Source organism: Streptomyces sp. CNQ329 (genome assembly GCF_000482585.1).
Window position 1 is genome coordinate 39,772 of sequence record NZ_AXVU01000016.1, and the last position, 11,895, is coordinate 51,666.

Sequence of the window (11,895 nt, forward strand, 5' to 3'; positions counted from 1 at the left end):
TCCTGCCGGTTGCGGGCGGCGCAGGGGCGCGGTCGCGGAACGGCCGCGGCCGTGTCCCCGCGCGTGCCGGTGCTCACCGACCGGTCAGCAGCAGCCAGCGGCCGCAGGTGCTTGCTCTGTTGCAGTGGCCGCGGGAGTGCAGCAGGTGCTGTTCTGCTCCTTCGTCAGGGAGTCCGCGTCCGCCTTGACGACGTACACCTCCCACGGCTCCCGGCCCGGGCCTTGTACCCAGACCTTGTCCTGCACGGCGTAGCAGCAGGTGCTGTCGTTCTCCTCGACGGTGTCCAGCCCGGACCGGCCCAGTCTGGCCGTGGCCTGCCGGACGTCCTCGCTTGACGCCACCTCCACTCCCAGGTGGTCCAGGCGGGTGTCCTCTCCCTCCTTTCCCTCGATGAGGACCAGCTTGAGGGGAGGCTCGGCGATGGCGAAGTTGGCGTAGCCGTCACGGAGCTTGGCCGGCTGGGCGCCGAACAGCCTGCTGTAGAAGTCGATCGATGCTTGCAGGTCGGGGACGCGCAGGGCGAGTTGTATCCGGGACATGAGCCACTCCTCCTGATTCGATGCTCTTCGATACCGCCCAGCATGCACCCGGAATCGACAGTCGTCAACATAGAGAATCATCTAATCCGCACGCCGGAGCGGCAGCTCGACACACGCACACCCCTTGGCAAGTGATTCGACAGGTGTCAACATAGAGACATGTCGAAACTCCAGGAGAAGGTGGCGGCACTCCCGGCCGAACCGTGCTGCCCCGCCCTGACCGAACGCGAACTGACCGCGGAGGAAGCCGAACTCACCGCCGCGATGTTCAAGGCCCTTGGCGACCCCGTCAGACTCCGCCTCTTCTCCAAGGTGGCCTCCCACCCGGACAGCGAAGCCTGCGTGTGCGACATCGCCGATGTCGGCGTCTCCCAGCCCACCGTCTCCCACCACCTGAAGAAGCTCAAGGAAGCCGGCCTCCTGGCGTCCGAACGCCGCGGAACGTGGGTCTACTACCGCGTCGAGCCCGCGGTCCTGGCAGCCATGGGCCGCCTCCTCACTCCCGCCCCCGCACAGGCCGCCTGACCGAGCCGAAGACCGAGACCGGCTCCACCTGCCCGCCCAGCCCGGCCTCACCCTTGCCCTCAGCCCTCTGCGCCACACTTTTTCGGGGCAGCACCGGCGCACGCCGGTAGGCGGTGAGCCTCTCCAGCCTCCGGTGTCGATCCGGCCGGATCGAGGAAGCGGGCGGCTCGAACGAGGCTGGTGAGGCGAAACGCTGCGGCGGCTGAGGTTCCGTATCAGTTGCGGTATCCCCAGAACAGTCGTGGCGACTTGGCTATGGCCGCACTCCGTCCCGCACCTGCACACGCCGGCGCAGCATGCGCACTTGCGTGCGCCTGGATCCCCCGAATGAGGCTCAGCGTGCCGGCATGTCAGGCAGACCTCGTGGAGGGAGACATATGGCAAGAAGTGCGAGACAGACCATGGACGCGCTGGGCCGCTCGACGAGCGTCTACGTCCACTCAACCGCCGAACTCGTCGCCCGGGTCCAGTCCGCGGCGGCAGCTATCGACAAGAAGCGCTACAAAAAGTCCCCGGAACCCCTGCGCAGGAAACCCGAACTACAACCAGTCGAGCTGGCACGGGCAGACCGGAGAATCGAGCTGACACCCTGGCAGGTACTGCACGCACTGTCCCGCGGTTACGTGCCGGCGGGCCAGGGAATCGGCCGCGGCCTCGCGGAGCACTGGCTGAGCCTCAACTACTGCGAGGCGCTCGACGCCAACCGCAGCGGCGCGATGGATCTCACGGAGAAGGGCCGGATCCCGGAGCGCTGGTACAAGTCCATGCAGGCCCGTGAACTGGCGGTCGGTTTCGGGCTGGCCGCGGCGGAGTGCATCGTGCAGGAGCGCTATCCGGACCACGTCGTCTCAGTGGTGGACACGAACACGGTGCTGCGAGCCGGCTGGCCCCCGAGCGTCTCACAACGCAAGAAAACCGCCCGGCCCCGGCCCGACTACCTCATCGAGGCGTGGAAGCCCGGTGAGCCATCGAAAATCACACTCGTAGCCTGCCGTGGGAACCATCAGCGGCCCAGCAGACGCTCCGGCCGAGTCGGCAGCATCTCTATCGGGCAACTGGTCAAGGGCGCCGAGCGGACTGAGGGCATGCAGATCGGCCCCTGGAACAGCGTCCCCTGCCTGATGATGTCCACCCAACTGATGGGGCAGGGCGGCGTCGTCATCAACGTGCTTCAGTCACCGGGTGAGGCTCTCCTCCCCCTCCGTGTCCCGGGTGCCCCCGGAAACGCCGATGAGGAAATCAGGGACAAGTCCGGGATCCCTTACCCCAACGCCATCCGCATACCGGCACGGGAAGGCAGGCGAACACGGACCGTCGACGGCTTCCAGGTGGGCGAGAAGAACCTCAGGTGGTTCGGCCAACTCCTGGCCCGGACCGCTGCGGCCGGCCTGACCGCATTCTCCGGCGGAGGACAGAACACCGCCCGCTACCTCACCCCCCGCCAAGGTCGCAAGCACTACGACGTGCGCACTTTCGCCGCCACATCAATCACCGACGACGCGGAGATCCAGATCGGCGATACGAGATTCGTGGGCACAGACCACGTCTTCCGCATGGGAACCCTCCGTGTCGAGGCGTTCTCCGGCATGGCCGGGAATCTGTACGAGCTGCTCAAGGAAGGGCGTGTGGAGGAGTACCGAAAGCTGGCCCATGAGCTGCGCCCGTCCCGACGCGGGAACCACCCCCTCAGCGGCTGGAACGGGCCCGTCTCGTTCCAGCCCGACGGCAGCGTCATGGCTTTGAGTATTCTGCCCGTCCGCAGAAAAGGAGCCCGCTGACCTGCTATTGGTCCGACCAGAGCCTTGCACCGGCCCACTCGGCGCGCAACAGCAGTTCTTGCGCGTCAGGTCCGACAGCAGCCCCAGCACCAAATCCCCTGCCCGGCGCCGGGGCTCAACCCGTCCGAACCGGCCCGCTACCCGGCCCATCAGCACCTCGTACGCCTCCTGCCGGCGGCCAGGGGGCTACGCTGTGACCTGCAGTCACCGCTTGATCTTCAGTCTTCACACACCGATGATCGCCGTTGGCCGCCCCCGTCTTCACCGCGCCTCGGTCACGTCGTGCGAAGCCGGGGCCGGATTCCTTCCGTGTGCCACTCGGGGCACGCAGGTTCACCCGTCGGCTCGTGCCAGGAGGAGACATGCAACGCGGCGAAGTCTGGTGGGTCGACTTCGACGAGCGACGCCCGGTCGTGCTGCTGTCGGACGAGGAGTCATCCGGGTTCCAGGCGATGCAGGTCGTCGCTCCAGCGGGCGTCGACGTCAGCGGCCTTGGCGTTGAAGTGGCCGTAGGCGCCCTGGAAGGAGTGCCCTTCGAAGGCGTGCTGCGGGTCGCGTTCCCGCGTCCGGGCTTCACTCCCTGCACATGGCTGACCACCGTGACCCGGGACGACCTGATCGAACAGGCTGGCGTGTTGTCCCCCGCGAAGCTCAGCGAGGTGGGAGAAGCCCTCCATGCCGCTGGACAGAGCAGGGAGTGGACCCCGATGGCCGCAGCCAGACTCCACGAGATCAAGGACGCCCGCCGTCGCGGAAGACTCGATGAGTAGCGGACGCCTCTGCTGCCCGACTCGACTCCGTCGATGACCGAGAGACGGCGACTCGTTCGCCCACGGCCCTGCCCCGGGCGTCTGCCCGGGGCAGGGCCGTGTTCTACGCCAGAGCGCGGCAACCGCGCCTGCTGCCGGGGCCGCTACCGCACGGTCACGGCGTGGCGAATCGTTACGGCCAGATCGAGTCGACCCACTCCGGATGGTCGATGAACGGGTTCCGGTTGTGCTGGATCTGGTCGAAGATCACCTGGTTGCGGTTCTTCTCGAAATCGCTCGGCGGGTCCTCGGCGCTCCACTCCTTGAGGACCGAGAGCCTGCCCATGGCGGGCGACGAGCCGTTGTTGACCTGGTCGTTGGGCTCCAGGTCGGCGAAGCCGTCGTCGCCGTCGTAGCGAACGGCCATGTAGAGGATCATGCGGGCGACGTCGCCCTTGACCTCGTCGCGGGGCTCGAAGGAGTCGTTGTCGGTGTAGCTTTCCGGGGCCTGGTCGACCGGGCTGCCGCCGTTGTCGAAGTCCTTGTTCCCGCGGGTGCTGTTGACCGTCACATCGGTGGGGCGCAGGTGGTGCACGTCGGTGCCCGGACCGGTCGCGGTGCCGAAGTCGCCGTGGCTCTTGGCCCAGACGTGCTCGCGGTTCCAGTCGTCGGCGTTGCCGCCGTGGGAGTCCTTGCTCTGCGAGTAACCGCTGTAGAGGAGGATGACGTTGTCCGGGTTCGCCGGGTCCTCGTCGGTCTTCATGAGTGCGTCCCAGACCTGGCTGTACGAGATCTTGGTCTGGTCGCTGATGATCGTGTGCAGGGCGCTCTTGAGTTCGTCTCCTTCCTTGCCGAGCGCGTCCTGGTAGTACGTGTCGTCGTACGCGGCGACGGAGGACGTCGCAGGTCCGGCGGGCGTTGCCGCGAGGGAAGGCAGCGTACCGGTGGCCGCCGCGGCCAGAGCCACGGCGGAGATCAGCGCGGCGCGCGATATTCGGGACGTGTCCACGGAAGGACCTCTCTCCGGGGGTAGACACCTGCCGCTGCCGGGTGTGGGGGGCACGGCACGTGGGCCGGCCGGGTGCCGGACCTTCATTGAGCGTGACAGCAGCGGCAGTTGGCTACAAGTACGTCGCCGCAGGTGGCCGCGCGTAGACCTGATGACCGGCAGGGACCGATCGGGGCAGAAGCCACCTCCCGGACCGGCGCCGGGCCAGAACGTCGCCCGACGCCGCGCCGCCGTCGTCCAGGTCGTCCCCTACACCGGCCCGACGGGACTCCCCTGACCCGGCCTCACTTCAGATGCCGGGTGAAGAACTGGGCCGCACCCTCCCCCGCGTACTGCGGGACGCCGGTGTGCCCGCCCATATGGGCGTGCAGGGACTTCTCCTCGGATCCCAGGGCGTCGAACAGGTCCAGGGCCGCCTGCCGGTCGTTGCCTTCGTCGTCCCACTGCAGCAGGACGTGCAGCGGAACGGTGACCTGGCGGGCCTCGTCGAAGACGGCGCGAGGCACGTAACTCCCGGCGAAGAGACCGGCGGCGACGATGCGCGGCTCGACCACCGCGAGCCGGATCCCGAGGGAGATCACTCCCCCCGAGTACCCGACCGGGCCGTCGATGCCGGGAAGCGACAGGAGGGCGTCGAGGGCGGCCTGCCATTCGGGGGCCGCCTTGTCGACGAGCGGGAGGATGAGGGCGTCGATGATCTCGGCGCTGACCGGCTCGCCGTTCTCCCTGGCCCGGCGCAGGTCGGCGCGGGCCTGCTCGGCGGCGGCCCAACGGGGCCGGTCGCCGCTTCCGGGGAGCTCGATGGTGGCCGCGGCGAAGCCGTCCGCCGCGGCGTGCCGGGCCCGCGCGGCCAGCCGCGGGTACATCGCGTGCAGTCCGAGCGGGGGGTGGCCGAGCAGGATCAGCGGCGCCGGTGCGGATGCGGGCGTCCACAGGATGCCCGGTATCCCGCCGAGGGTGAACGTGCGCTCGCGGACGCCGTCGTCGAGGCGCTGTTCGGAGGTGAAGTGAAGGTCCACGGTCGTGCCTTTCGGGAGTGCGCTTGAACGGCGCTCCCGGACGACCTATCGCCCGACCGTGACCCCGGAGGAGAGCACCCATGTCGATACGTTCACGGGTACCACCTCCTCGCTCTCTCGCACGGCCTCCGCGAAGGTAGCAGCGGCCACCGCGTCCCGCCCACCGGTTTTCGGCCCGGGCGCCGCAGCCGGATGCCAAGGAGTCGGACTGCTCATGCACACCCCCTCCGCCTTCCGGCGAACTGATACAGCGACATGTCGACCTGGCCAGAAGCCATTGGTCTACACCTTGCCTTGGTGCAGACCAAAGTGATTGACTGCGGCCCGTCAAGCTCCAACTCCGGCGTTCCCGCGCCGGTGACCCCCCACCAGGAGAGTGATGAGGTGCTGAGGAAACTCGGAACGAAGGTCAAGGCCCTGCTCGCGATCGGGGCGTTGGCGGCGGCGCTGGCCGTCGTCGTGCCCGTGACGGCGTCGGCCGGCGAGAGCGAGGACGAGGCGTCGGCCGCCGCGTTCATCGTCAGCGAGGCGCAGTTCAACCAGATGTTCCCGGGGCGGAACGCCTTCTACACGTACCAGGGGCTGACCGACGCGCTCAGCGCGTACCCCGCGTTCGCCACCACCGGTGACGAGACCACGCAGAAGCGCGAGGCCGCCGCCTTCCTCGCGAACGTCAGCCACGAGACCGGCGGGCTCGTGCACATCGTCGAGCAGAACCAGGACAACTATCCGCACTACTGCGACCCGAACCAGTCCTACGGCTGCCCCGCGGGGCAGGCCGCGTACTACGGGCGCGGGCCCATCCAGCTCAGCTGGAACTTCAACTACAAGGCCGCCGGCGACGCCCTCGGCATCGACCTGCTGAACGACCCCTGGCAGGTGGAGCGGAACGCCGCCGTCGCATGGAAGACCGGGATCTGGTACTGGATGACGCAGTCCGGGCCCGGGTCGATGCCCGCGCACGACGCGATCGTCGGCGGGCACGGGTTCGGCGAGACCATCCGGGCCATCAACGGGTCGATCGAGTGCAACGGCGGCAACCCCGGTCAGGTGCAGAGCCGGATCGACAAGTACACGCAGTTCGTGCAGATCCTCGGCACGACCCCCGGCGACAACCTGAGCTGCTGACCCGGGCTGCCGGCCCGAGCCGCTGACCCGAGCCGCCCGGATCCGGGCCGGTCCGGTCGAGCGCGGCCGGGCGCGGGCCCGTTCCCGCCCTTCCCGGGGCGGGTACCGCGCCCGGCCGTCCCCCGAAGCAACCACCCCCCACACCCCCACCGGAGGCATTCGTGGCACGCCTACGCAGGCACAAGATCAAAAAGACCCGCAAACGGCTCGTCGGCGCCCTCGCCGCCGCGTCGCTCGCCACCGGCGGGCTCGCCGCCGTGGCCGTCACCGAGGCCGCCGCCGACCCCGAGCCGGTCACCCACGGCGCCGCCGCGGTGCCCGCGCACGCCGTCACCGGCTACTGGCAGAACTTCGACAACGGCGCCACCGTCCAGACCCTCGCCGACGTCCCCGAGGCGTACGACATCGTGGCCGTGGCCTTCGCCGACGCGACCGGCACCCCCGGCCAGGTCGACTTCACCCTGGACCCGGCGCTGGACTACACCGAGGACGCCTTCAAGGCCGACATCGCCGCCAAGCAGGAGGCCGGCAGGTCCGTCGTCATCTCGGTCGGCGGCGAGCGCGGTGCGGTAGCCGTCAACGACGCGGCGTCCGCGGACGCCTTCGCCACCAGCATCCTGTCGCTCATGGAGGAGTACGGGTTCGACGGCGTCGACATCGACCTGGAGAACGGGCTCAACTCCCAGTACATGACGCAGGCCCTGGAGGCGGTCCACGCGGGCGCCGGCGACGGCCTGGTGGTGACGATGGCGCCGCAGACCATCGACATGCAGTCGCCCGACAACGAGTACTTCAAGACGGCGCTGAACATCAAGGACTTCCTCACCGTCGTCAACATGCAGTACTACAACAGCGGTTCCATGCTGGGCTGCGACGGCCAGGTCTACTCCCAGGGCACGGTCGACTTCCTCACCGCCCTGGCCTGCATCCAGTTGGAGAACGGGCTCGACCCCTCGCAGGTCGGCCTCGGCACCCCCGCCTCGCCGCAGGCGGCGGGCGGCGGGTACGTGGACCCGGGCGTGGTGACCGACGCGCTCGACTGCCTGACGCGGGGCACCGGCTGCGGCTCGTTCACGCCGGAGAAGACGTACCCGGGCCTGCGCGGCGCGATGACCTGGTCGACCAACTGGGACGCCAGCAACGGCAACGGCTGGTCGAACACGGTGGGCCCGCACGTCGACGAGCTGCCGTAGGCGCGGGAACGACGACGAACGGCGGGGCCGGCCGGGACTTCTCGTCCCGGCCGGTCCCGCCCCCGTTTCCGCGCCGGTCAGTTCTCCCTGCCCCGCGCCGGCGTGCCGTTCTCCGCACCCGGCCAGCCGTTGATCACGAACGGGGAACCCGGCTCGACGACGACGTCGCCCTCCGCGGAGTCGCTGATGGTGACGTTCGTGAGGTTCGCGCTGCCGCGGGCTCCGCCCATGGCGAGGATGCCGGCGCCGTTGACGGACTTCTCGATCGACACGTTCGAGAGGGTCACGTCCGGCATCTCACCGCCGCCCGTCTTGAACTGGATCCCGTCGTACGTCGAGTCGTGGATGTCGGTGTCCTTGATCGTCACGCCCGGGATCGGCTGGCCCGCCGGGAAGAGCGTGATGGCGCCGAACTCCTGTGCTTCGCCCCAGAACGCGCCGCCGCAGCGGTACAGCGAGTTGCCCGAGAGCACCGTCTCGCCGGAGAAGGGCACCGGGTCGTGGTCGGTGGCCAGCATGATGCCCGGGTAGTTCGCCGTGTCCGAGATCAGGTTGTTCTCCACGGTGTTGCCGTAGCCGCCGTAGATCGCGACTCCGTTCGCACGCCAGGGCAACTGGATGGTGTTGTTGCTGAAGTGGTTGTCGTGGCCGATGTCGGTCGCCGGGTCCTTCACGTACTTGCTCGCCCAGACGGCGAGCGCGTCGTCGCCGGTGGTGCGGAAGGACGAGTTGACGACCTCGGAGTTGCGGGTGCCGTTGGTGAAGTTGATGCCGTCGGCGTACGTGTTGCGGATCCGCATCCCGCTGAACTTCAGCCCGTCGGCCGGTCCCCAGAGCTCCGGCCTGTTGGAGTAGTCGCGGCCGACCCAGACCCCGACGTTGGCGTGCTCGATCCACACGTTGGTGATCTCCGTGCCGACGCCGAACCTGCCGTTGAGGCCCACGCCGCCCTCGTGGCCGCCGTCGCCGCCGCGGATGGTGCCGGAGCCGAAGATGGCGAGGTCGGAGATCTTGGTGTTCTTGTCGATGTCGAAGCCGAAGTTGCCCTCGTGCGGGTGGTTGATGCCGCCGGCCTCGTGCGGCGGGGTCAGGGTGAAGAACTGCGAGTGCCACATACCGGCGCCGCGGATGTCGACGTCACTGATGCCGACCTGGTTGTACTGGCCGCCGGCGAGGTCCTCGGTCAGGATCTTCTGCTCCTGCCGCCACTGGCCCGGCGGGACCCAGACGCACGCGATCTCGCCGTTCTGGTCGGCGGTGACGGCCGCCTGCAGGGCCTCGGTGTCGTCGTTGCCGTCGTCGGGCACGGCGCCGTACTCGGTGATCGACGTGCACTCCGCCGGCTTCTCGGCCGGGGGTGCCACCTGCTCCAGGTCGATCAGGTCGATGACGTAGAACGCGGCGCTGTCGTCGGCGTCGCGCTGGAGGCGGAAGGTGGTGCCCTCCGGGTAGCTCTGCTCCAGCAGCGCGTGGGACTCGTCGAAGAGCCGGCGGGCGTCGGTCTGCGGATTGTTGGTCAGGCCCTCCGGGTCGTCGGTGGTGCCGTAGAGCCAACTGTGCTTGGACGACAGGTCCAGCTTCTGCACGAACTCCCCGTTCGCGTAGAGGCTGAGGGTGGCCTCCTGGCCGCCGCCGCCCGGTGCGTCGGGGATGGAGTTGCGGACGACGATGGAGTTGGTCGGGGCGGTCGAGGTGAACTCGACGTACTGACCGGTGTTCTCCAGCCGCACCGACTGGCGGCCCGAGGACTCCGAGCCGAAGTTCGTGTGCCCGAAGGTGCGCTTCGCGTCGGCCTCCAGCAGGGTGCCGTCGTACGTGCCGGCCTCGGCCTCGTACGCGACGTAGGGCAGTTCCGCGCCGGCGGCGGCGGCCACCGCCCCGGTCCCGGCGGAGCCGGCCCCGCCCTCCTCGGGGGCGGCGCCGGCGAAGGCCGGGCCGGAGAGGGGCAGGACCCCGATCGCGAGCAGGCCGAGCGCCGGTATCCCGACGGCCACGCGCCGTCTGAGCTGCTTCCACTTCATGGTGTCCTCTGTTCTGTGGGGGGCTGACAGAGTGCGCATGCTGTTTTCTTGCAAGAGATTAACGTAAGTTTGCGTAACCGAGTCGATGTCTTGCTGTTTGGCAGTCAGAGTTTTGAGGCAGGTCGCGGGTTTGTCAATGGCCCGCGCACGCCGTCCTGTCCGGACCCCCGGCGCCGCGCGGGTAGGCTGCCGGAGGGCGGAGGGAACCGGAAACGTCACCGCGGGAGGACTCGTGCTCGTACTGCTGCCACCGTCCGAGGGCAAGGCCGAGGGCAGGCGCGGAGCCCCGCTGAAGCTCGACTCGCTCTCCCTGCCCGGCCTCACCGCCGCCCGCGAAGCCGTCCTCGACGAGCTGGTCGGACTCTGCACCGCCGACGAGGAGAAGGCCGCCGACGTGCTGGGCCTCACCGAGGGCCTGCGCGGCGAGGTGGCACGTAACGCCCGGCTGCGCACCGCGCCCACCCGCCCCGCGGGGCAGATCTACACCGGCGTCCTCTACGACGCGCTCGGCCTCGCCACGCTCGACCCCGCGGCGAAGCGGCGCGCGTCGGCGTCGCTGCTGGTGTTCTCCGGCCTGTGGGGCGCCGTCCGCATCGGCGACCGCATCCCCGCCTACCGCTGCTCGATGGGCGTACGCCTCCCCGCCGCCGGCGCGCTCGGCGCGTACTGGCGCGGCCCGCTGGACGCCGCCCTGCCGGCGGCGGCGGGGCGCGGGCTCATCCTCGACCTGCGCTCGTCCGCGTACGCGACGGCCTGGCGGCCCCGCGGCGAACTGGCGGCCCGCACGGCGGCGGTGCGGGTCCTGCACGCGACGGTGGTGCACGGGGTCGAAAAGCGTTCGGTGGTCAGCCACTTCAACAAGGCGACGAAGGGCCGGCTGCTTCGCGACCTCCTGACCTCCGGCGCGAAGCCCCGCACCCCGGCGGCGCTGCTGACGACGCTGCGCGACCTGGGGTACCGGGTGGAGGGCGAGGAGCCGCTGCGGGCGGGGCAGCCGTGGGAGCTGGACGTGGTGGTGACGGAGCTGTAGCCGGCGGTTCCGTCGCCGGCACCCTCACGGCATTGCACGGTACGCAACGCGCGTTGCACCACCGTGGTCGCGAAGGCACGATGACCGCGTGACCGCTGATCCCGCCTCCGCGCGCTCCTCCGTTCTCGCCCTCGCGCCCGTCATCCCCGTCGTCGTCCTCGACGACGCCGCCGACGCCGTGCCGCTGGCGCGCGCGCTGGCCGCCGGAGGGCTGCCCGCGGTCGAGGTGACCCTGCGCACGCCGGCGGCGCTCGACGCGATCCGTGCCATCGCCGCCGAGGTGCCGGACGCGGTGGTCGGCGCCGGCACGGTGCTCGACGCCGGGGCCGTGACCGCCTCCGCCGCGGCGGGCGCCCGCTTCCTCGTCAGCCCCGGCACCACGGACCGGCTGCTGACCGCGATGGAGGACTCGGGCCTGCCGTATCTGCCCGGGGTGTCGACGGTGTCGGAGGCGATGGGCCTGCTGGAGCGCGGCGTGACGGAGATGAAGTTCTTCCCGGCGGAGGCGTCGGGCGGCGTCGCGTACCTGAAGTCCCTCGGCTCCCCGCTGCCCCGCGCCCGGTTCTGCCCGACGGGAGGTATCACGGCGGAGTCGGCGCCCCGGTACCTCGCGCTGCCGAACGTCGGCTGCGTGGGCGGCACATGGATGCTGCCGAAGGCGGCGCTGGCGGCGAAGGACTGGGCGACGGTGGAGAAGCTCGCCGCCGGGGCCGCGGCGCTCGGCACGCACTGAGTGCGGGCCGCGGGCACGGCCAGGCGTGGACACCGTACGCGCGGGGTCGGGCGGCGACGCGGCGACGCACCCGGCCCTCGCCGCCGTCAGCGCCACCGTCACCTGCGACCGGGCCCGCCCGTCCCGGCGCGGCCCGCACCGGCCCGGTCGCCGTGCCGTACTCCGGAAGG

11 protein-coding genes and 1 pseudogene are annotated in these 11,895 nt (G+C 70.0%); 7 read left to right on the plus strand and 5 right to left on the minus strand.

Going from position 1 to position 11,895, the window contains the following annotated elements; all coding sequences use genetic code 11:
- Positions 1-84: 84 nt before the first annotated feature.
- On the minus strand, positions 85-540 hold the full coding sequence (locus I003_RS0112945) for an ArsI/CadI family heavy metal resistance metalloenzyme (protein WP_027771923.1): 456 nt from the start codon (positions 538-540) through the stop codon (positions 85-87).
- Positions 541-699: 159 nt separating this feature from the next.
- On the opposite strand from I003_RS0112945, the gene I003_RS0112950 reads away from it, so the two are divergent.
- The gene (locus I003_RS0112950) at positions 700-1,065 is read left to right on the plus strand and encodes a metalloregulator ArsR/SmtB family transcription factor (protein ID WP_037720764.1); all 366 of its coding nucleotides are present in this window, start codon (positions 700-702) and stop codon (positions 1,063-1,065) included.
- Between the two features lie 401 nt (positions 1,066-1,466).
- Positions 1,467-2,843, plus strand: a complete 1,377-nt coding sequence (locus I003_RS0112955; RefSeq protein ID WP_486584200.1) for a hypothetical protein — start codon at positions 1,467-1,469, stop codon at positions 2,841-2,843.
- Between the two features lie 28 nt (positions 2,844-2,871).
- Here the strand turns inward: I003_RS0112955 and I003_RS35540 are convergent.
- Positions 2,872-2,993 (minus strand): annotated as a pseudogene (locus tag I003_RS35540) (IS701 family transposase); the annotation flags it as partial.
- A 212-nt stretch (positions 2,994-3,205) separates the two neighbouring features.
- Between I003_RS35540 and I003_RS0112960 the strand changes: the two are divergent.
- The gene (locus I003_RS0112960; RefSeq protein WP_027771926.1) at positions 3,206-3,613 is read left to right on the plus strand and encodes a type II toxin-antitoxin system PemK/MazF family toxin; all 408 of its coding nucleotides are present in this window, start codon (positions 3,206-3,208) and stop codon (positions 3,611-3,613) included.
- Between the two features lie 172 nt (positions 3,614-3,785).
- Here I003_RS0112960 and I003_RS0112965 read toward each other — a convergent pair whose 3' ends face one another.
- The gene (locus I003_RS0112965; RefSeq protein WP_027771927.1) at positions 3,786-4,601 is read right to left on the minus strand and encodes an endonuclease; all 816 of its coding nucleotides are present in this window, start codon (positions 4,599-4,601) and stop codon (positions 3,786-3,788) included.
- Positions 4,602-4,885: 284 nt separating this feature from the next.
- Entirely contained in the window at positions 4,886-5,620 is a 735-nt protein-coding gene (locus I003_RS0112970; RefSeq protein WP_027771928.1) for a hypothetical protein, read from the minus strand.
- Positions 5,621-6,079: 459 nt separating this feature from the next.
- Between I003_RS0112970 and I003_RS0112975 the strand changes: the two genes are divergently transcribed.
- Together I003_RS0112975 and I003_RS0112980 are read left to right on the plus strand one after the other, a co-directional pair.
- On the plus strand, positions 6,080-6,748 hold the full coding sequence (locus I003_RS0112975; RefSeq protein WP_486584212.1) for a chitinase: 669 nt from the start codon (positions 6,080-6,082) through the stop codon (positions 6,746-6,748).
- Between the two features lie 161 nt (positions 6,749-6,909).
- Entirely contained in the window at positions 6,910-7,941 is a 1,032-nt protein-coding gene (locus I003_RS0112980) for a chitinase (RefSeq protein WP_027771930.1), read from the plus strand.
- A gap of 77 nt (positions 7,942-8,018) precedes the next feature.
- On the opposite strand, the gene I003_RS0112985 is transcribed toward I003_RS0112980, so the two are convergent.
- Positions 8,019-9,962 (minus strand): right-handed parallel beta-helix repeat-containing protein, encoded by a 1,944-nt coding sequence (locus I003_RS0112985; protein ID WP_027771931.1) that lies wholly within the window; start codon positions 9,960-9,962, stop codon positions 8,019-8,021.
- 232 nt (positions 9,963-10,194) lie between these two features.
- On the opposite strand from I003_RS0112985, the gene yaaA reads away from it, so the two are divergent.
- The gene (yaaA, locus tag I003_RS0112990; RefSeq protein WP_027771932.1) at positions 10,195-10,992 is read left to right on the plus strand and encodes a peroxide stress protein YaaA; all 798 of its coding nucleotides are present in this window, start codon (positions 10,195-10,197) and stop codon (positions 10,990-10,992) included.
- A gap of 88 nt (positions 10,993-11,080) precedes the next feature.
- Positions 11,081-11,725, plus strand: a complete 645-nt coding sequence (eda, locus tag I003_RS0112995) for a bifunctional 4-hydroxy-2-oxoglutarate aldolase/2-dehydro-3-deoxy-phosphogluconate aldolase (protein WP_027771933.1) — start codon at positions 11,081-11,083, stop codon at positions 11,723-11,725.
- The last annotated feature ends 170 nt before the right edge of the window (positions 11,726-11,895 follow it).

Coding starts and splice junctions, on each gene's coding strand:
- I003_RS0112945 (WP_027771923.1), bottom strand. CDS start 540: ATGTCCCGGATACAACTCGCCCTGCGCGTCCCCGACCTGCAAGCATCG.
- I003_RS0112950 (WP_037720764.1), top strand. CDS start 700: ATGTCGAAACTCCAGGAGAAGGTGGCGGCACTCCCGGCCGAACCGTGC.
- I003_RS0112955 (WP_486584200.1), top strand. CDS start 1,467: ATGGACGCGCTGGGCCGCTCGACGAGCGTCTACGTCCACTCAACCGCC.
- I003_RS0112960 (WP_027771926.1), top strand. CDS start 3,206: ATGCAACGCGGCGAAGTCTGGTGGGTCGACTTCGACGAGCGACGCCCG.
- I003_RS0112985 (WP_027771931.1), bottom strand. CDS start 9,962: ATGAAGTGGAAGCAGCTCAGACGGCGCGTGGCCGTCGGGATACCGGCG.